Source organism: Bacillus timonensis (genome assembly GCF_004799755.1).
Classification (GTDB): Bacteria; Bacillota; Bacilli; order Bacillales; family Bacillaceae_L; genus Ferdinandcohnia; species Ferdinandcohnia timonensis_A.
Genome location: NZ_SLUB01000001.1, coordinates 152,293 through 172,852, shown reverse-complemented (window position 1 = coordinate 172,852; position 20,560 = coordinate 152,293). Strand labels below are relative to the sequence as shown.

Genomic DNA, 20,560 nt, shown 5'->3' with positions numbered 1-20,560 from the left:
CATGTCAAGTAGTCCACTTTACGGTAGTCGAAAATTATCAAGTTGATCTAAGAATCGTTTTGATTTTAAATACAAACCTGAATATTCTTCATAATACATATCTATAACTTGTTTTATTTCTTTCTTCGTCTCATCCTTTACGGCAATACTGCCTAATCGACTTAAATCAAAATAATAGAACAAGCGAAGTAAACGAATAGTTGCTTGTGATACTTTTAGATGATACGGTTCTTTTTCATAGCAACGATGACAAAGAAGCCCACCTTCTTTGATCGAAAAAGCAAATTCGCCTTCTGTACTTTTACATATCGAACATTCGTTAAGTTGAGGATACAATCCAAGTAAAGGGAGCATTTTAAGTTCATAAATATACAGAAGAATTTCAGGATCATATCCTTCATCTAAGTAATTTATCGTTTGATATAGCATCTCGAATAAAAACGGGTTCGTTTTCCTATCTTCCGTACACTTATCAGTTAATTCCACTACATAAGATGCATATGCGGTTAAGAAAATATCTTCCCGTATCGAACGAAAAGTTGCTATGGTTTCACCTTGTTGTAAAACGCCTAAACCAGACGTTTTTTGAACTAAAAACTGCCCATATGTAAAAACCTGGGTAATAGCAGCAAGACGACTACTAGGTTTTTTTGCGCCTCTTGCCATTACCCCAATTTTCCCCCATTCACGGGTATACAACGTTACAATTTTATTTGTTTCTCCATAATCATTTGTTCTTATGATGATACCTTCGCATTTTTGTAGCACTTCTGTCACCATCCATTGGCAACAAGGCAACCAATTACCATTGTTACTAAAATAGCGCGTCCTTTAAATAAGTCAAAGACGCTAAAGTAGGATGGTCAAGTAATTGGAAAATCTATTTCTGCTAGCTCCTCATTCTGTGTTTCGGGTCTGTCAGTCTTCTCTTGTTCCAATTCCTTAAAAAGAAGATACGTATCAACATTACCTGTTTGACTAAACACCTTCCAGGTAAAATCTAACATAGTAACCCCACCTTTCTGTTATTAAGACTAGCAAAGACTACTCCAATTTCATTCACTTGTAGTAGATGTTCAAATCGCACATTGCAAATAGTTAACCTTTGACGAAGTACATTTGAACATTTACTTGTAAGAATATCTTGACCGAAAATCCTAAAAAACATGTTACATAAATTTTGCTAATCCGTGTATTTTTTCACCAAATGCAAATACTGTAACGTTCACATTCTAATATTCATCTTCCCTAAATCCATAGTCACGAAGCTGGGACATTTTGTTACGCCAGTCCTTTTGAACCTTTACCCAAAGCTCTAAAAACACCTTCGATCCAAGCAATGCTTCAATATCTGCCCTTGCTCGCTTTCCAACCTCTTTTAGCATGCTGCCTTGTTTTCCAATCACAATTCCTTTTTGCGAATTACGTTCAACAATGATAGTTGCGCCGACATAGACGGTATTGCCACCTTCTCTTCGTTCAAGTGAGTCCATGACAACTGCAATGGAATGCGGCACTTCCTCTCTTGTAAGGTGCAGCACTTTTTCACGTATTAATTCAGTAATAATAAATCGTTCCGGATGGTCCGTTACCTGATCAGCAGGATAGTATTGAGGTCCCTCTGGTAAGTAATTTTTGATTTGTTCAACTAATCTCGGGGTATTCGTACCCTGTAGTGCTGAAATCGGAACAATTTCCTTAAATGGATAGAGTCCTTTATACTTTTCGATTAATTCTAATAATTGATCAGGGTGTATTTGGTCTATCTTATTAACAACAAGAAAAACTGGTGTCTGAATATTTTTAAGGCGTTCAATGATGAACTCATCACCCCGACCATAGCCTTCTTCTGCATTTATCATAAATAAGACTAGATCGACTTCCTTAAGTGTATTCTGGGCTACCTTCATCATAAAATCGCCCAGCTTATGCTTTGGTTTATGAATTCCGGGCGTGTCAATAAAAATAATTTGAGAGTTTTCTTCTGTATAAACCCCCTGCACCTTATTTCGTGTAGTTTGAGGTTTATCACTCATGATCGCAATTTTTTGTCCGATAACATGATTTAAAAAAGTAGACTTTCCTACATTTGGCCGTCCAATTATCGAAACAAAACCTGATTTATAGCCATTCTTATTTTCCATGTAAATCCTCCGGTGTAAAAGCTCCTGGTAGTAACTCATTAATTGTTATCTCTTGTATGTCACCTTTTAAATTCGATAAGAATACCTTTGTATCAGGTTGACATAGCTCCGAAATAACTTGCCGACAGGCGCCACATGGAGGCACTGGTCGGTCTGTATCTGCAACTACAGCAATTGCTGCAAACTTCTTATCACCTTCAGATACTGCCTTAAATAAGGCTGTTCGCTCTGCACAATTGGTTACGCTATATGCAGCATTTTCAATATTACAGCCATGGTACACTTTGCCGTCCTCCGTTAGTAGGGCAGCCCCCACTTTAAACTTGGAATATGGAACATATGCTAGTTCTCTTGCTTTTTTTGCTTGGTTGATTAGTTCTTCTGTCTTCACTTCTATCTTCCTTTCTACATATCTTGGTACGGAAGTGTATTTTTATTTTACATAAAAATCTTGATTTATGCATGGGTTTAAATTATTTGTTACATAATTGTAAGAATTTTCTCTAAATTAATCTTTTTAAATAAGGTAGGAATATGATTAATCCTATCATCACAGAAATGATCGCATAAATGAGAACAGATCCAGCTGCAATATCTTTCGCTTTCTTAGCCAAGGGGTGAAATTCACTTGTAACTAAATCCACCACTTTTTCAACTGCTGTATTCATCAATTCAATTGAAAACATTCCACCAATTAATAGTAGAATAACCATCCATTCCACCCTTGTGATTTGGAAAAGAAAACCACAAATCACAACAATGATTGAACACAATAAATGTACTTGTAAATTACGTTCCGAAAAAAATGCTTCACGCAAGCCTTGAAGAGCAAACGAAAAGCTTTTGATAAAACGAATCCATTTACTTTTACCGTTCAAGTCCATACGCCTCTAGGATTTCCTTTTGTCTTGAAAACATTTTACTCTCATCCTCTTTTGTCATATGGTCGTAGCCAAGTAAATGCAAGAAACCATGAACTGCAAGGAAACCTAATTCCCGTGCAAAGGAATGTCCATAATCCTCGGCCTGCTCCCTTGTTCTTGGAATTGAAATGATGATATCTCCTAATAGCTTTGGTATGTCATCACCGATGATCGCAATTTCTCCTTCACCCATCTCTTCCATGGCAAAGGAAATAACATCTGTTGGTTGATCCTTGTCGCGATATTCTCGATTAATTTCTTGAATCCGATCATTGTCCACAAATGTAATTGAAACCTCTGTTCCTTCTTTAACTCCTTCTTTTTCAGCAGCTAAAAAAAGGAGTTCCCTCACTAATGTACATTCTTCTTCTTTTACTTCTCCTATTTCATCATTAAAATCGATTTCTAATCTCATGCTTCTTTCACCTTCTGTTTTGTAGCCTCCGCAGGGTATTCTATCCTTGAGTGGAAAATCCCCTTAAGTGATTCACAAAGTGTTTTTGCAACAATATCAAGCTCTTTAAGCGTGATGTTACATTCATCAAATTGCCCATCCTGTAATCGATCGGCGATAATATTATTTACTAACGATTCGATTTTTTGCGGGGTTGGATTTGATAGTGAACGAACTGCTGCTTCAACGCTATCTGCAATACCAATTACGGAAGCCTCTTTTGTTTGTGCTTTAGGTCCCTCATATCTAAAATCTGATTCAAGAATTTCTCGATCACTTTGTTGCTTTGCTTTATGATAAAAATATTTTAACAATGTTGTCCCATGATGCTGCTCCGCAATGTCGACAATTTCTTTCGGCATTTTAAATTTCCTTAGTGTCTCTGCTCCATCTGTGGCATGTGCTGTAATAATTGTTTTACTAAGCTGTGGTGCAATCTTATCATGTGGGTTTTCAATATTCATCTGATTTTCAATAAAAAAATGGGGTCGTTTCGTTTTACCAATATCATGATAATACGATGCAACTCTTGCTAATAATCCATTCGCTCCAATTGCTTCACAGGCAGACTCAGATAAATTCGCGACCATGACACTATGATGATAAGTTCCTGGTGCTTCCGTCAAAATTTTTCGCAGTAACGGATGATTCGGGTTAGATAATTCGATTAATTTCATCGTTGAAAGAATATTAAAGCCAGCTTCAAAGAACGGCAATAGACCTATTGTTAATACAGCAGCTATTACACCAGATAAAACTGCCATAATGATGGATGAACCATAATCCAAGCTTGAGTAACTACCATTTTGTAATAACATGATCGAAAAGATCACAACGATATTAATCAAAGCAACAAAAAGCCCCGCTTGGAGAATTTTCCCTCTCCGATTATGCTTACTTAAAAACAACACGCCAGCTAAACAACCAAACAAGAAATAGATCCCTGCTGTGAAATTGAGTGTGCCTGTAACACCCTGGTTAAAGATAATACTTCCACAAACAGCAAAAATCATGCTTGAAAGGATTGCGACTTTTTCATTTATCAATAGTTTTATTAGCATTGCCCCCATAGCCACTGGAACAATATAACCTATATCCGAATAATCAATTTGTTGGAATAAACTTATACCCTTCATTAATAAAATGGTTATAGTAAAGATAATCGCAAATATTAATAAATAAATATTGCGATGCCTGTCGGTCGGTATTTCATTATAAAAATGATAAACAAGTGCCCCAATAACTAATACAAGAATTAACGCCAAGCCAATAAATGGTTGAATGGGGTTATTTGTGTTGGTCATACCTAAAAGCTCTAGTTGTCGATAAATATCCCTTGTAATTAATTGACCTTCTTCTACGATGATTTGACCTTGAAGAATTTTTACTGGCTCCACAGCTTCTATTGCTTGTTGGCGTTTTTCTTCTGTAGCTTCAACGTCATAATAGACGTTTTGAACGACTGCAAAACGAGCCATTTCACGCATCGGTTCCCGTAGTGCTGTATCGACACTGGAATACCGTAATTCCTCCACAACTTTATTTTTTGCGTTTTCTACCTCAGATGAAGGAATACGAGTATTCATTACATTATTTACAGCTGTGATAACCGCATCTTTTGTACGAGACAATTGCTCAGGAGAAGCTGTTAATAACGCTGTAAAAACATCGTCCGGGATTCGATTTGTTAAATCCTGTGGAAGCTTGGTTTTTAACATCTGTAATTTCTCTGAAGCTGACAATGGTTTAGGTTCTTCCCCTCGATCTTCCTCGGTGAGACTTTCCCATTCCTTCACTTTAGATTTATACACATCTGATGCTTCACTATTCGTTTCATCAATTGAGTCAAAAATAGAAATGGCAAGATCCACTTGATTATCTGCATATTCGGATTTAAGAGTGAAAACATCGTCAACTTCTTTTACTGCTGCATCCTGTTTTGCCTTAGTGGCAATTTTATCTTCAATTGTTAGTGGAGAACGAATGGTCTGTTCAGATGGATGCAGAATCTCTAAATGCAAAACTTCCGGTTTAACATTACTATACATGACTAAAAACATGATTCCTGCAAGGAGGATATAAATCAAAATATGTAGGTATTGAATACTATTAATTACAGCCAACTTATTTTTAAGTTTTGTTGTTTTCCCCATTTCTTGAACCTCCTTTTCTAAGGCTTATTTTACCAGTTCCTTTAATGATAAAAAAGACCCATTCCATGTGGGTCTTTTACTTCTGATCAGCTTCAACCTTTTCATACGCTTCAATAATACGTGCCACAAGAGGGTGACGAACAACATCTGACTGTTCCAAGTAGATAAATGCAGAACCATATACATCCTTCAGGATATTCATTGCTTCACGTAAGCCAGATTTTACCCCTTTAGGTAAATCAATTTGCGAAATATCGCCAGTTATGACCATTTTAGAGCCAAAACCTAACCTTGTCAAAAACATCTTCATTTGGGCTATTGTTGTATTTTGTGCTTCATCTAAGATGACGAAAGCATCATCAAGTGTACGCCCTCTCATATAGGCTAATGGGGCAATTTCAATGATACCTCGTTCCATTAAACGTTCGGTATGCTCTGCACCAAGCACATCATGTAGTCCATCATATAGAGGTCGTAAATATGGATCAACCTTTTCTTTTAAATCTCCTGGTAAAAATCCTAGGCTCTCACCGGCTTCAACAGCTGGACGCGTTAAAATAATTCGTTTAACCTGTCCATTTTTCAGGGCATTAACTGCCATAACTACTGCCAAATAAGTCTTTCCAGTACCCGCTGGACCAATACCAAATACCAAATCATGCTGTTTAATGGCAGCCACATATTGACGTTGTCCATGTGTTTTCACACGAATGGATTTTCCTTTTGCCGTTTTTGTTATTTCCTCATCATATAATTCTTCAAACGAATCCACTTTCCCGCTTTTCGCCATTTGAATACAGTAAATGACATCACGTTCACTTACACGTATTCCTTTTCGTATCACAGCAAGAAGCTTTTCAATGATTTCCTCAACAAGCTGTACATTTGTTGGGTCACCTGAGACATGAAGTGCCTCACCTCGTGTGATAATTGAAACATTTAATTCTTCTTCAATTCTTTTAAGATGAAGATCATTATTTCCAAATAAAACAAGTGCCTCATTTGGATTTTCTAGTTGATGTTTACTCATTACTAAATCTTCTGACATCCTTTAGTCTCCTTGAACTAATGGTATCGTAGTGACGATATTCTCAATTACATTATATTTTATTTCCAATTTTACTTTACCATTGTTAATGGTTTGACGCAAAACTTTTTCCTCTTTAATTTCAGCATCACTATCTAGTTGTTGCTCTAATTTATTTCTCCCAATTTCTTTTGCGACCTCTATAGCCTCATTCGTTTTATAGGTTCTAGTGATTTTTTCACTCTCTCTAATTGTTTCTTTCGCATATGCAACTGGAAGTTCCCAATTAAAGAATTTGATATGTCTTTTATCCAATTCTGTTTGATAATCCTTATATTCAATCTTTCCAAATCCCCAAATTGGAATACGCAGATTTCCTAAAGAGAGAAAATGTTTTATTTTATTATTCCCAGTTAGCACTTCAAATTTCGTTGTAATATCTACCGTAACTTCAGACTTGTACCAAGTTTCGCCAAAAATTTTCCCGCGTGCAGGTACGTAAACTTCATTGCCCTCTTTACCAATTTTGCCGCTAACTAGTAGATCCCCTTTTTTGACAAAATCATTTTCAGCAACAACAGGCTTCCCTTCTTCTACAATTAGTTTCTTGATGATTGCTTTTTTATTGGCAACAAGATTCCTTGGACTATATTGTTCAGGTGGCTCTGGTTGATTCTTTTCAACCACTTCAAAATGATAGGTCGTCCCATTTAATTCCACACCTATCCATGTAATATCATTAATGGCATCTTCTAAATGGCGTTGCAATGATTCATTATCTTCAATGAAAAATTGCAGTTTACCTCTTTCTACTCCAAGTTTTTTTAGTTCTTGAATAATGCGATGCTCTGTTTCAGGTTTAGCCCCTTTCACCTCTATACCCCAAACCATATTTGATAAAATCGTTACAATGATAAAAAAGGAAATAGCTCCGATTAAAAATCCACTATTGTGTATAGCTTTTTGAATGAGAAATGGTAAGCCTTTTTTTCCAATGAATCGAAGTTTACAATCATTTTTACGAACAACTCGTCTAATTTTTTTTATATCTTTTAAATACATAGAGAAGCTCAGGCTATGGGTGCCTGGCTTCTTCACATCCCATACTACAATCCCTTGTCTAACACATTCATTTACAAAACGCTCTGTCCCTTTTCCTGTAATAACAGCCTTGACACTCCCACTAAAAAAGTGCAACCAATGGTTTTTCATGCTAATCCCCCTAGTGTTTCATGTTCATTTCTCGATATATTGCACATGTTCGATCTTTCCTTCAAGCATTATTTCCTCGGGTAATATGGTTTTAATAACAAATGCTTTACCTTTGATTAGAAGTTGTCCTTGTTTCAGTAATAACCGTACTTCTTTATCTGAAAAGGTTAATAATCCACGATGATTTTCTATGTAAATATGTAATTGGCCAATCATAGTTATTCTTGGAAGATCCATCATGACGTCAGCAGGAAGTTCCATCTTGTTTGTGATCCATCTTTTCATGCGTTGTCCTATGTTTTTAGGCATAACAAAGAACCCCCTTTCAACTCATGTTTATGAGTAAAAGGGGGTTCATAGAACATTTTTTATATAGGAGTTCTACCCGCAAAATATTTTAAGGACGGGATTGGTAGGGTTTTTTTGCTCTTGGCGAACCAAGAATTTCGGACCAAATAATCCCTTCGACGACCTTATTTTTTGAAAAGCTTTTGAAAGCTTTATGTTCTGAAGAAACTTCTAACGGTTTAATAACCGTTTGGATTGGTTCTTCATCCTGTATTGTTGTTTCATGATAAGTTCCCTTTTCTTGGAGCTCTTGATAACGTTCATAAAACGTGTTTGGAACATGTGAATCAGAAACCAACTCAGGAACAGGTTCTATATAATCATACTTTGTCTCAGCCTGATAATCTTCTTTTTCAGGTTTTGGTTCTTGGTCAAATGGATTAAACTGCTTCGGCAGTGGAATTTGAGTCGTTGGCTCTTTTTTACCACTCGCAAAACGTTTAAACGCATTAATAAAAAATCCAAATAGGACAATCAAAATTAAGGGATTTGACAAAATAAAGTCAATAAACTCTTTTATAGGTGAATCCAAAGTGTAAACCTCCTTTCAAGTTTTGAGGTTTATTCATGATTATTATTTTTGATCTTCATCATCGGTAAGTGTGCTTTTACCAATAGAATTTCTCATATCAGTATCAGCCATGATATTTTTTAGATTTGTATAATCAAGTACACCAAGATTACCAGAACGTAATGCTTCTGCCATTGCTAAAGGTACTTCAGCCTCCGCTTCAACAACCTTCGCTTTCATTTCTTCTACACGGGCGCGCATTTCTTGTTCACTAGCAACCGCCATTGCACGACGTTCTTCCGCTTTCGCTTGCGCAATTTTCTTGTCAGCTTCTGCTTGGTCTGTTTGAAGTACGGCACCTATATTTCTACCGATATCAATATCTGCAATATCAATAGATAGGATTTCAAATGCAGTACCTGCATCTAGCCCTTTTGCTAAAACCGTTTGAGAAATCATATCAGGATTTTCAAGAACCTTTTTGTGGTCCGTTTGAGAACCGATTGTACTTACAATACCCTCACCTACACGGGCAATAACAGTTTCTTCCCCTGCCCCCCCGACTAAACGGTCAATATTGGCTCGAACGGTGATACGAGTTTTTGCTTTTACTTCAATTCCATCCATGGCAACACCTGAAATAAACGGCGTTTCGATGACCTTAGGGTTAACACTCATTTGCACAGCTTCTAACACGTCACGCCCAGCTAAGTCGATTGCAGCTGCTCTTTCAAAGGTTAAATCAATGTTTGCACGTTGTGCTGCGATTAACGCGTTTACAACTCGGTCAACATTACCACCTGCTAAATAATGACTCTCCAACTGGTTTGTATGAAGTTGTAATCCTGCTTTTTGAGCCTTAATTAACGGAATAATGACACGGTTCGGGATAACCCGACGTAACCTCATCCCGATTAATGTAAAGATACTTACACGGACACCAGCTGCCAGTGCTGAAATCCATAGTGCAACTGGCACAAATGTAAATAGTACAGCCAATAAAATAATAGCGAGTGCAATCAATATTAAAATGGTGATCATACCTGTTGGCATATTTTCTTCCTCCTAATTGTTATTTATTAATATCAGGAACTTCTCGAACAACAATTCGAGAACCTTCTGTTTTAATAACTTCAATTTTTGTATTTTTCTCAATGTAGTTACCTTGTGTGACAACATCTAGTCTTTCATCATTGATAATAGCTGTGCCAGAAGGTCTTAATGTTGTAAGGGCTATGCCTTGTTTACCGATTAAATCCATACGGTTCTTATTTGAAACATACCCACTCTCTGAATTGGTGGAATCGAAAAGAATAATCTTTTTAAATACATGTAGTTTCTTTCCAAATATCTTTACTAAAATAATCGATACAACAATTGTAGCTACTAAGGCTACTAAAAGTGAAATACTTATTACCATCATACTACTTCCAGCTAAGAAAAAGCTCGTTAATATTGCCCCTAATCCAATCAACCCTATAATCCCCCCAGGCAAAACAAACTCCAGTAAAATTAAAACAATTCCTACCACAAAAAGAATAATGGATTCTAAACCTGCTAGTCCGGCTACTAAATGCCCATAGAAAAAGAGCAATAGCGCTGATATCCCCATTATACCAGGAATACCGAAACCAGGAGAGTATAATTCAACAACTAATCCTAAACTTCCAATGGTTAATAAGATTGATACAACAATTGGATTTGTAATAAAGCGTGCGATTTTTTCTGCAAGGCTCAATTCAGCTTGTTCAACAGCAGCTTTTTCGTATCCTAACGTCTGTAATAAATCGGTCCTATCCTTCACAACCCCTTCAGCATAACCCACTTGAAGAGCCTGTTTAGATGTTAAGGTAAGGAACTTCCCTTTTTCTGCACCTAATTCTGGAAGGTCAATCTCTTTATCTGCCATTGCTAATGCATATATTGGATCACGACCATTGTTTTCTGCAGCACCTTTCATGGCTGACAACCAGTAGGAAACAGCTTTTTCATCTGCGGTATTCCCTGCTTGGTCAATAATCCCAGCTGCGCCCATTCGACCATTATGAGACATATAGATTTTATCAGCATTTAATGCGATAAAAGCACCTGCCGAGATGGCATCGTTATTAACAAATGCTACTGTAGGAATGGTTGAGTCTTGGATTCGTTTGCCAATCTGTGTTGCAGCATCAACTGCCCCACCCGGAGTATTTATTTCAAAAATGATGATGTCTGCTCCTTTATTCTCAGCGTCTGTAATGGAACGATCGATAAAAGCACTTAGCCCTTTTTCGACTGTTTCTTCTAACGGTATAATATACACCACTTGATCTGCTGCACTAAAGCTCTTATCAGGCGTTAGTGTGAGTATGAATGGCAAGAGAATAACGGAAAGGAATAAAAGGATTCTCCACTTTTTCAAGGCATTCCCCCCTCTCAATTCTTTTCGTCATGATAGTATGTAATACGTTTGAAATGTGAATTAGGTTTCATAATTTCATGTTTCCATGCAAACTTTTCATTGGTAATATTTACCTTCTTCTTGGATGTAAGAATGTGGAGTCTATTTAAATCGTACAGCCTTACCACCTATTATTTTCTTTAAAAAGAAAAAACACCTTACGCGATGTAAGGTGTTTTTTGTTAAGATAATTGCTGTTGAACAAGTTTGTTTACGAGACCACCGTCTGCCTTCCCTTTTACCTTAGGCATAATAGCGGCCATCACTTTGCCCATGTCAGCCTTTGAAGAAGCATTGACCTCATGTACTGTTTCTTTAACAATCTCAACAAGATCCTCTTCAGACAATTGTTCTGGAAGGTATACCTCTAATATCTCAATTTCAGTTTGAATTTTATTAACAAGATCTTCACGACCAGCGTTACTAAATTCGCGGAGGGAATCTTTTCGTTGTTTTAGTTCACGAGTAAGAACTGTTAACTCTGCTTCCTCTGTAAGTTCACTGGTACCAAGCTTAATTCCTTCATTTTGAAGAGCAGCCTTTACCATTCGAATAACAGATAGCCTATCTTTTTCTTTATTCTTCATCGCTGTTTTCATATCATTATTCAAACGCTCGAGAAGACTCATAAAACTACACCCTCTTTTAGTATTTGCGCTTTCTAGCAGCTTCAGATTTCTTCTTACGCTTTACGCTAGGCTTTTCATAGAATTCGCGCTTTCTAGCTTCTTGAATCGTACCTGATTTAGATACAGTTCTTTTGAAGCGGCGAAGAGCATCTTCAAGCGATTCGTTTTTACGAACGACCGTTTTTGACATTCTAATTCCCTCCCTCCGAAAACAACCACTAACTCTAATTAAGACACATGTTCTATTTCATATTCTAAGTATCGATCGAAAAAAATCGTCGAAAAAATAAACATGTACTTTGCAATTATAATATATGCATGATTTTTGGTCAACTGTAATTCACAATCGTATCACTAGAAATCATGCCTTCACTACTAGTTTTGATAAACTTTTTTGCTGTTATTCCTGTTAATTCCTCTCTTTTGGCTAACTGATTACCTTTACCATTATTTTTTCTTAATACGATAAAAAAATGGAAGTAGTCATTTTCACGTATCCTTGTCCATACAATGAGATAGGGGTGAGAATGCATGATTGAACTTATATCGTTATTTGCTGTATTTATTGCGATCTTTTTATTTGGTATGACCGTGATGAGGACAGGCCTTTATAATCTTACCGGAGATAACCTAAAAGTTTGGCTGATTCGTTTTACTGATACCCCTTTTAAGGGATTATTAACTGGAACGATCATTACAGCCATTATCCACAGTAGCTCAGCTGTTATGGTGCTTGTTGTTGGATTAATTGCGACAGGATATTTAACTTTTAAGCAATCCATTGGAATCATTCTTGGGACCAATATTGGAACAACCTTTACAGCGGAAATGATAACCTTTGATATTTTCGACTGGATTGTTCCGATTTTAATATTAGGTTTTTTATGTTTGCTTATTAGTAATCAACAAGTGTTTAGCTTTGGTGCTTTTTTATTTGGGTTAGGATGCATGTTTGTGGCGATGAATGGATTTGAGCAGCTAGCAAGACCGATCTCACAATTCCCATCTATTCATACATTTTTTCAGCATACCAATGAAAGCAGTATTTTCGGGGTTGGGGTAGGGACTATTTTAACTTCTATCATACAATCTAGTACTGCGACAACCGGCATCATTATGGGTTTCATGAATGAACAGTTACTTAACTTAAATGCGGGGATTGCTGTTTTACTTGGAGCGAATATTGGAACATGTATTACTGCTTATATTGCGAGTCTAGGAAGTAAACATGAAGCAAAATTAGCTGCATATGCTCATATCTGGGTCAATGTGCTCGGTGTCATGTTATTTTTTCCATTCATACATGTACTTGGTCAAGTCGCAATGCTGCTCACAACACATCCTGATGTTCAAATTGCCCATGTTAGCTTAATATTTAATGTTCTTACGTCCCTACTGTTTTTACCTTTTGCTGGGGTATTAACGAAGTTTATAATGAAGATCCACCGAGCTGTATAAAAAAAGCTGGCCAGTTAAGCCAGCTTGTTAATCAAATATGCCAAGGCATATTTGCCGCCCAGATTTTTTAGGCCCACACGAGGTGGGTCACAAAGACGTTGCCACAGGAAGTGGCGTTCTTAGTCTTTGTTCTAGTGCTCGAAAACTTCCTTTGAAAATCTGTGGCATCCGCCGGAGGCATTATTCAGCTTCAGCCGAATAATATTAATAGTCAGAGGATCCTGTTAGTCCGTTAACAATGGCTACTCCTGAACTAGCGCCAATTCTTGTTGCCCCTGCGTCAATCATATCTTGAGTGCCTTTAGCATCACGAACTCCACCAGATGCTTTAACACCTATATCTGGTCCAACAGTTTTACGCATTAAACGAATGTCTTCCACTGTTGCTCCACCAGTCGAGAAGCCCGTTGATGTTTTCACAAAATCAGCCCCGGCTTTAACGGCAAGCTCACATGCCCTTACTTTTTCCTCATCTGTTAGTAAACATGTTTCAATTATAACCTTTGTAAGTGCTTTGCCTTTAGCAGCTTCTACAACAGTGCGGATGTCTGTTTCAACTAATTCATCATTTTTATCCTTAAGTGCCCCGATATTAATGACCATATCTACTTCTGTTGCGCCTTTTTCTATAGCATTCTTTGTTTCAAATGCTTTCGTTTCTGACGTACTCGCTCCTAATGGAAATCCAATAACAGTACAAACCTTCACTTCAGAATCCTTTAACAGGTTTGCTGCTGTTTCTACCCATGTTGGGTTTACACAAACAGACATGAACCCATATTCCTTCGCCTCTGCACAAAGTTTTTCAATCTGTGCTTTCGTTGTATCCGCTTTTAATGCTGTATGATCAATCATCTTAGCAATGTTCGTCATTATGTAAGTCTCCTTTTACCTTATTAGTTGTACGTACCTCTAACATCATACCATTTGTTTCAATGGGTGACTAGCACCTAAACAGTTTTATTATGCGATAAAAAAAAGAAGCTAATCAATGATTAACTTCTTTTCATCTGTTTTATATTACGCTGTCGTTCTTGCTTCTTCTGATTGAATCGTAAGATCTTCCGCAACCTTGACAAATTGACCCTCATTATAAGGGTAGCCAGCCTTGGTAATTTTTACTTTAACAATTTTACCAATCATATCTTCAGTTGCATCGAATTTCACTTTTAAATAATTGTCGGTATAACCGATATATAAACCACTTGTTGGATCATCCTTATCTAGCTCCTCAGGAATAACTTCTAATACTTCTCCTTCGTAATGAGATGCATATTCCTTAGCTAATTGGTCTGATAGTGAAATTAGACGGTGTACACGCTCATTTTTCACTTCTTCATCAATTTGGTCTTCCATTCGTGCCGCTGGTGTACCTGTACGCTTAGAGTACGGGAAAACGTGTAATTCAGAGAATTTATGTTCCTTAACAAAATTATAAGTTTCCATAAACTCTTCTTCTGTCTCACCAGGGAAACCGACAATAACATCAGATGTTAACGCTAAGCCGGGTAATGCTTGACGTAGTTTTGTTAAACGCTCAGCAAAGAATTCCATCGTATATTTACGTCTCATACGTTTTAACACAGTATTTGAACCTGATTGCAATGGAACGTGTAAATGTCTTACTACTTTTGTTGATTGATCAAGAACCTCGATGATCTCGTCTGTAATTTGGCTAGCCTCGATGGAAGAAATACGAATTCTCTTCAGACCGATTACCTTAGTTTCTAAGTCACGTAAAAGAGCAGCTAGATTATAGTCCTTCATATCCTCACCATATCCACCAGTATGGATACCAGTTAAGACAATCTCTTTATACCCTGCATTTACAAGCTGTTGTGCTTGTTTAATTACCTCTTCCGGATCACGAGAACGCATTAAACCACGAGCCCATGGAATGATACAGAAGGTGCAGAAATTATTACAGCCTTCTTGAATTTTCAATGAAGCACGTGTACGGTCTGTAAATGAAGGCACGTCAAGTTCTTCATATACACGCGTTTTCATGATATTACCTACTCCATTAATCGGGGTACGTTCTTGCTTGTATTGCTCAATATATTCAAGCATTTTCTTTCTATCCTGTGTCCCTACAACAATATCAACGCCGGGGATTGCCATGATTTCTGCTGGTGATGTTTGCGCATAGCAACCGGTAACACAAATAACAGCATCAGGATTTTTACGTATTGCTCGACGTATAACCTGTCTACTCTTTTTATCCCCTGTATTTGTAACCGTACAAGTATTGATCACATATACATCAGCAGTACTTTCAAACTCAGTACGCTCATAGCCGTTTTCTTTAAAAAGCTGCCAAATTGCTTCTGTTTCATAATGATTTACTTTACATCCTAATGTATGGAATGCAACTAATGACATTATTGTCACCTCGCTAATTCAAAATAGTATGATACAGCTGATAAAACGTATAACGGTGCTGTCTCAGTTCGTAAAATTCTAGGACCCAAACTACAGGAAATGAATTCATTCTCTATTAGAGATTCTACCTCTTTTTCGGTTAAACCGCCTTCTGGTCCAATCACAACAAAAAGAGATTCCCCGTGTTTTAATTGCGATAAAACCCGTGAAAGATTTGAACTCTCACCACGCTTTGCATCCTCTTCATAAGCAACTACTTTATAAGTATAGGACCCGCTAAAAGACAATAATTCCTTAAAAGATAAAGGTTTAGTTACATTAGGAATCATGGCACGATGTGATTGCTCTGCTGCTTCCTTTGCAATTTTCTCCCAACGCTCTACCTTTTTTTGCCCCTTTTTTTCATCCCATTTGACAATTGAACGAGCCGCAACAAAAGGGACAAACTCAGATGCCCCAAGCTCTGTCCCTTTTTGGATTACATATTCAAGCTTGTCCCCTTTCGGCAATCCGCTTGCAATACAAACCTTAATGGGTAGCTCATTCGAGTTCTTTACCCATTCTACAACATCGGCTAAAACCATATCATTGGTAATTTCAGTAATTGCACAAAGTGCTACTCTTCCATTATAGCAACAAAAAATGGTGTCTCCAACTGACATTCTCATGACTCGTGTTATATGGTGAACATCCTCACCGAAAATTTTAGCTTGGGTTTCACTCATTTGGTCGACGAAATACCGTTGCATCTATTTTTCCACCACCTGCAAGAATCCTTTACACACTTTTCTTTCTAGCTATCATAGATACCCAATCTTCCATAACAAGTACTTCCTCAATAATGAATCCAGATGCTAAAAGACGATCCTTTACTTCCTGTTTTTTCGTATTAATAATACCAGATACAATGAAAGTTCCATTTGGTTTTAGAATTTTTGCTGCGTCGTCAGTAAAACGAACAATGATTTCAGCAAGAATATTCGCCACAATGAGATCTACTGGACCTTCTATATCATCAAGCAGATTGTTTTGTGATACCGTAACAACTTCATGTACTTTGTTTAATTTAATATTGATTTTTGCACTTTCTACCGCAACAGAATCTAAATCTAAAGCTTTGATGGAACCTGCGCCAAGCATGGCAGCAGCTATGCTTAACACACCTGATCCGGTTCCAACATCGATAATTGCATCTCCCTTTTGTACAGTACGCTCAAGCGCCTGAATACTCATGACAGTTGTAGGATGTGTACCTGTTCCAAAAGCCATTCCAGGATCTAACTCGATGATCAATTCATCACTATGAACAGGCTCATACATTTCCCATGTAGGTACAATCGTAAATTTTTCTGAGATTTTTACAGGGTGATAATATTTTTTCCATGCTGTAGCCCACTCTTCCTCATGAACCTCACTAATGGTGATTTTATTATGACCCAAATCAATATCAAAAAGCAAAAGATTGTTAATCGCTTCTTTTATTTCATCTACCGTTTCACCTAAGAAGCTATTGATGGGAAGGTACGCTTTTACAATAACACCTTCTTCAGGATAATCTTCAGGATTAAGTTGATAGATCTCACCAAATACATTTTCGCGTTCCTTAGTAAGGTCAAATGGATCTTCAATCACAACTCCACTGGCACCTGCCTCATGAAGAATATTCGATACTGGCTCCACCGCCTCCTGTGTTGTGTGAATGCTAATTTCAGACCATTTCAATTCTACCAACTCCAATCCTATTGTTTCGATCTACTCGCCCTTAAATGCTCGTTTTACTTTCGAAAAAAAATTATCATGCTGCTCATCCGGAGATTCATTACCGCCTATTTCTGTGAATTCACGAAGCAATTGTTTTTGCTTTTCTGTAAGCTTTGTTGGGGTAATAACACGAACGCGAATGTGTTGATCTCCTTGTCCATATCCACGTACATTTGGTACACCCTTGCCACGAAGACGGAAATTCGTTCCCGTTTGTGTACCCGCTGGAATTTTAAGCTTTACCTTTCCATGTAGAGTAGGTACTTCAATTTCATCACCCAACGCGGCTTGTGCAAAGGTTAATGGCATTTCACAGTAGATATCGTCTCCATCCCGCTCGAAAAATTCATGGGAACGCACATGGAACACAACATATAAATCACCTGGAGGTCCTCCATTTACACCTGGCTCACCCTGACCTGCAACACGTAGCTGTTGACCATCATCAATACCAGCTGGAATCTTAACATGAATTTTTTTACGCTTTTTCACTTTGCCTGCGCCACCACATGTTGAACATTTATTTTTAATAAATTTTCCTGTTCCACTACAATGATGGCAGACACGTCTATTCACGATTCTACCAAACGCGGTGTTTTGTTCAACATTGATTTGACCCGAACCACCACAGTGTGAACAAGTTTCTGGTTTTGTACCAGGTTTTGCACCAGACCCATGACATGTCGAACATTCTTCTTCTCTTGGAATTTCAATGTCTGTTTCTTTCCCAAAAACAGCCTCTTCAAACTGTAGATTCATCGTGTATTGTAAATCTGCCCCTTGACGAGGTGCATTTGGGTCTCTTCTTCTTGTTCCGCCACCAAAAATAGAACTGAAGATGTCTTCGAAACCAAAACCTCCGCCAAAATCAGCACCTCCCCCAAAACCACCAAAGCCTTGGTTTGGATCTGTATGACCAAATTGGTCATAGTGGGCACGTTTGTTATCATCTGTTAAGTTATCATACGCTTCTGTAATTTCTTTAAACTTATCAGCAGCATCTGCTTCTTTATTGATATCGGGGTGATATTTTTTAGATAATTTTCGATATGCCTTTTTTATTTCATCTTTACTTGCATCTTTCGAAACCCCGAGTACCTCATAATAATCTCTTTTACTCATAAAATCCACTCCCGCATCATTCACATAAAGAATATTGTATCATTTCCCTTTACAATATGGCAATGATTCATATTTTACGCAAAAAAAGCCAAAGCCAAGACAGGCCTGACTTCGACTTTTTAAACTTTGATTCTTCGTTTTTTATTATTTATCGTCGTTTACTTCTTCGTATTCAGCATCTACTACATTATCGTCTTTATCTTGGTTCGCACCTTCTGCTCCTTGCGCACCCTGAGCACCTTGTGCTTGTTGCTGAGCTTGCTCATAAAGTTTCACAGAAAGCTGTTGAACGATTTCTTGTAGAGCGTCTTTTTTCGCTTTAATTTCGTCAAGATCATTTTTCTCAATTGCTTGTTTCAATGCATCTTTAGCTTCGTTTGCTTTATCAACTTCAGCAGCATCTACTTTACCTTCTAAATCTTTAAGTGTTTTTTCAGTTGTGAACACTAATTGATCTGCCTCGTTACGTAGTTCAACTTCTTCTTTACGCTTCTTGTCGGCTTCCGCATTTTCTTCAGCCTCGCGAACCATACGTTCCACTTCATCGTCAGATAAGCCTGAAGATGATTGAATGGTAATAGCTTGTTCTTTGTTTGTACCAAGATCTTTAGCACGAACATTCACAATTCCATTCTTATCGATATCAAATGTTACTTCGATTTGTGGTACACCACGTGGTGCTGGTGGAATATCTGTTAATTGGAAGCGACCTAATGTTTTGTTGTCGGCTGCCATTTGACGTTCTCCTTGTAGCACGTGGATATCAACAGCTGTTTGGTTATCTGCAGCAGTTGAGAAAACTTGAGACTTACTTGTTGGAATCGTTGTATTACGGTCGATTAAACGAGTAAATACGCCACCCATTGTTTCGATTCCAAGTGATAATGGTGTTACGTCTAAAAGTACAACGTCTTTAACATCACCAGTCAATACTCCACCTTGAATAGCGGCACCTAATGCGACAACTTCGTCTGGGTTAACCCCTTTATGTGGTTCCTTACCAGTTTCTTTCTTAATCGCTTCTTGAACAGCTGGAATACGAGTTGAACCACCAACAAGGATTACTTTATCAATTTCACTTGCTGAAAGACCAGCATCTTGAAGGGCACGGCGAGTTGGTCCCATTGTACGCTCAACAAGTCCTGCGGAAAGCTCTTCAAATTTTGCACGAGTTAAGTTTACTTCTAAGTGAAGTGGTCCTGCTTCTCCTGCTGTGATAAATGGAAGTGAAATTTGTGTTGAAGTAACACCAGATAAGTCTTTCTTCGCTTTTTCAGCAGCATCTTTTAATCGTTGTAATGCCATTTTATCTTTAGATAGATCAATACCATTTTCTTTTTTGAATTGGTCTACTAAATAATCGATGATTACTTGGTCAAAGTCATCTCCACCTAGACGATTGTCACCAGCAGTTGACTTAACTTCGAATACTCCGTCACCGAGTTCAAGGATCGAAACGTCGAATGTTCCACCACCAAGGTCATACACAAGGATTGTTTGATCTTCCTCTGTTTTATCTAAACCATATGCAAGAGCAGCTGCAGTTGGTTCGTTGATAATACGTTCAACTTCAAGACCAGCAATACGGCCTGCATCTTTTGTTGCTTGACGTTCAGCGTCATTAAAATATGCCGGAACTGTGATAACAGCTTTCGTTACTTTTTCCCCAAGATATTCTTCAGCATAAGATTTGAAGTATTGAAGAAGAATAGCAGATACCTCTTGAGGAGTATATTGCTTACCTTCGATTTCAGCCTTGTAATCTGTTCCCATGTGGCGTTTGATAGACATAATTGTGTTTGGGTTTGTGATAGCTTGACGCTTTGCTACCTCTCCAATTTGTCTTTCTCCATTTTTAAACGAAACAACAGATGGAGTTGTGCGGTTACCTTCTGGATTTGGAATAACTTTTGCTTCTCCACCTTCCATAACAGCAACACATGAGTTTGTTGTACCTAAATCTATACCAATGATTTTACTCATGGAAATTCCT

Annotated in this window: 22 protein-coding genes; 1 reads left to right on the top strand and 21 read right to left on the bottom strand. The window is 37.6% G+C overall.

The genetic code is table 11. The features are described 5' to 3' along the window. Positions 1 to 18: 18 nt before the first annotated feature. The 15 genes from recO to rpsU form a co-directional block, all read right to left on the bottom strand. Positions 19 to 768 carry a DNA repair protein RecO gene (gene recO / locus E1I69_RS00835; RefSeq protein ID WP_136377821.1) on the bottom strand — a complete coding sequence of 250 codons (750 nt, stop codon included), beginning with the start codon at positions 766 to 768 and terminating at the stop codon, positions 19 to 21. 95 nt (positions 769 to 863) lie between these two features. Beyond that, positions 864 to 1,007, bottom strand: coding sequence for a YqzL family protein (locus E1I69_RS00830; RefSeq protein ID WP_136377746.1), 144 nt, complete (start codon positions 1,005 to 1,007; stop codon positions 864 to 866). 225 nt (positions 1,008 to 1,232) lie between these two features. Further along, positions 1,233 to 2,144, bottom strand: coding sequence for a GTPase Era (gene era, locus E1I69_RS00825; RefSeq protein WP_136377745.1), 912 nt, complete (start codon positions 2,142 to 2,144; stop codon positions 1,233 to 1,235). Next, positions 2,134 to 2,535 carry a cytidine deaminase gene (locus E1I69_RS00820; protein WP_136377744.1) on the bottom strand — a complete coding sequence of 134 codons (402 nt, stop codon included), beginning with the start codon at positions 2,533 to 2,535 and terminating at the stop codon, positions 2,134 to 2,136. The genes era and E1I69_RS00820 overlap by 11 nt, the downstream gene beginning before the upstream one ends. A 112-nt stretch (positions 2,536 to 2,647) precedes the next feature. Continuing rightward, positions 2,648 to 3,028: a diacylglycerol kinase family protein gene (locus E1I69_RS00815; protein ID WP_136377743.1), complete on the bottom strand. Its 381-nt coding sequence runs from the start codon at positions 3,026 to 3,028 to the stop codon at positions 2,648 to 2,650. After that, complete coding sequence (gene ybeY / locus E1I69_RS00810; protein WP_136377742.1) at positions 3,012 to 3,482, bottom strand: rRNA maturation RNase YbeY; 471 nt, start codon at positions 3,480 to 3,482, stop codon at positions 3,012 to 3,014. Before ybeY ends, E1I69_RS00815 begins: the two co-directional genes overlap by 17 nt. Then, positions 3,479 to 5,674, bottom strand: coding sequence for an HD family phosphohydrolase (locus E1I69_RS00805; RefSeq protein WP_136377741.1), 2,196 nt, complete (start codon positions 5,672 to 5,674; stop codon positions 3,479 to 3,481). Before E1I69_RS00805 ends, ybeY begins: the two co-directional genes overlap by 4 nt. Before the next feature lie 76 nt (positions 5,675 to 5,750). Further along, the gene (locus E1I69_RS00800) at positions 5,751 to 6,722 is read right to left on the bottom strand and encodes a PhoH family protein (protein ID WP_136377740.1); all 972 of its coding nucleotides are present in this window, start codon (positions 6,720 to 6,722) and stop codon (positions 5,751 to 5,753) included. A gap of 3 nt (positions 6,723 to 6,725) precedes the next feature. Next, positions 6,726 to 7,913, bottom strand: a complete 1,188-nt coding sequence (gene yqfD, locus E1I69_RS00795; protein ID WP_136377739.1) for a sporulation protein YqfD — start codon at positions 7,911 to 7,913, stop codon at positions 6,726 to 6,728. A gap of 24 nt (positions 7,914 to 7,937) precedes the next feature. Next, the gene (gene yqfC / locus E1I69_RS00790; RefSeq protein WP_136377738.1) at positions 7,938 to 8,222 is read right to left on the bottom strand and encodes a sporulation protein YqfC; all 285 of its coding nucleotides are present in this window, start codon (positions 8,220 to 8,222) and stop codon (positions 7,938 to 7,940) included. A gap of 88 nt (positions 8,223 to 8,310) precedes the next feature. Beyond that, a complete protein-coding gene (locus E1I69_RS00785) occupies positions 8,311 to 8,793 on the bottom strand; it encodes a hypothetical protein (protein ID WP_136377737.1) in 483 nt (160 codons plus the stop codon). A gap of 42 nt (positions 8,794 to 8,835) precedes the next feature. Then, positions 8,836 to 9,825, bottom strand: coding sequence for a flotillin-like protein FloA (floA, locus tag E1I69_RS00780; RefSeq protein ID WP_136377736.1), 990 nt, complete (start codon positions 9,823 to 9,825; stop codon positions 8,836 to 8,838). A 19-nt stretch (positions 9,826 to 9,844) separates the two neighbouring features. Then, positions 9,845 to 11,176 carry an NfeD family protein gene (locus E1I69_RS00775; RefSeq protein ID WP_136377735.1) on the bottom strand — a complete coding sequence of 444 codons (1,332 nt, stop codon included), beginning with the start codon at positions 11,174 to 11,176 and terminating at the stop codon, positions 9,845 to 9,847. Between the two features lie 221 nt (positions 11,177 to 11,397). Beyond that, positions 11,398 to 11,844 carry a GatB/YqeY domain-containing protein gene (locus tag E1I69_RS00770; protein ID WP_136377734.1) on the bottom strand — a complete coding sequence of 149 codons (447 nt, stop codon included), beginning with the start codon at positions 11,842 to 11,844 and terminating at the stop codon, positions 11,398 to 11,400. A 16-nt stretch (positions 11,845 to 11,860) separates the two neighbouring features. After that, complete coding sequence (gene rpsU / locus E1I69_RS00765; protein ID WP_010678174.1) at positions 11,861 to 12,034, bottom strand: 30S ribosomal protein S21; 174 nt, start codon at positions 12,032 to 12,034, stop codon at positions 11,861 to 11,863. Between the two features lie 341 nt (positions 12,035 to 12,375). Between rpsU and E1I69_RS00760 the strand changes: the two genes are divergently transcribed. Continuing rightward, positions 12,376 to 13,302 (top strand): Na/Pi symporter, encoded by a 927-nt coding sequence (locus E1I69_RS00760; RefSeq protein WP_136377733.1) that lies wholly within the window; start codon positions 12,376 to 12,378, stop codon positions 13,300 to 13,302. A gap of 204 nt (positions 13,303 to 13,506) precedes the next feature. Here E1I69_RS00760 and deoC read toward each other — a convergent pair whose 3' ends face one another. From deoC to dnaK, 6 genes are all read right to left on the bottom strand, one after another. Further along, the gene (gene deoC, locus E1I69_RS00755; RefSeq protein WP_136377732.1) at positions 13,507 to 14,178 is read right to left on the bottom strand and encodes a deoxyribose-phosphate aldolase; all 672 of its coding nucleotides are present in this window, start codon (positions 14,176 to 14,178) and stop codon (positions 13,507 to 13,509) included. 144 nt (positions 14,179 to 14,322) lie between these two features. Continuing rightward, positions 14,323 to 15,684: a tRNA (N(6)-L-threonylcarbamoyladenosine(37)-C(2))-methylthiotransferase MtaB gene (gene mtaB / locus E1I69_RS00750; protein ID WP_136377731.1), complete on the bottom strand. Its 1,362-nt coding sequence runs from the start codon at positions 15,682 to 15,684 to the stop codon at positions 14,323 to 14,325. A gap of 5 nt (positions 15,685 to 15,689) precedes the next feature. After that, positions 15,690 to 16,433, bottom strand: a complete 744-nt coding sequence (locus E1I69_RS00745) for a 16S rRNA (uracil(1498)-N(3))-methyltransferase (protein WP_136377730.1) — start codon at positions 16,431 to 16,433, stop codon at positions 15,690 to 15,692. Positions 16,434 to 16,461: 28 nt separating this feature from the next. Then, positions 16,462 to 17,406 carry a 50S ribosomal protein L11 methyltransferase gene (gene prmA / locus E1I69_RS00740; RefSeq protein WP_136377729.1) on the bottom strand — a complete coding sequence of 315 codons (945 nt, stop codon included), beginning with the start codon at positions 17,404 to 17,406 and terminating at the stop codon, positions 16,462 to 16,464. Positions 17,407 to 17,436: 30 nt separating this feature from the next. Continuing rightward, complete coding sequence (dnaJ, locus tag E1I69_RS00735) at positions 17,437 to 18,567, bottom strand: molecular chaperone DnaJ (RefSeq protein ID WP_136377728.1); 1,131 nt, start codon at positions 18,565 to 18,567, stop codon at positions 17,437 to 17,439. Positions 18,568 to 18,711: 144 nt separating this feature from the next. Further along, positions 18,712 to 20,550: a molecular chaperone DnaK gene (gene dnaK / locus E1I69_RS00730; RefSeq protein WP_136377727.1), complete on the bottom strand. Its 1,839-nt coding sequence runs from the start codon at positions 20,548 to 20,550 to the stop codon at positions 18,712 to 18,714. Positions 20,551 to 20,560: the final 10 nt, after the last annotated feature.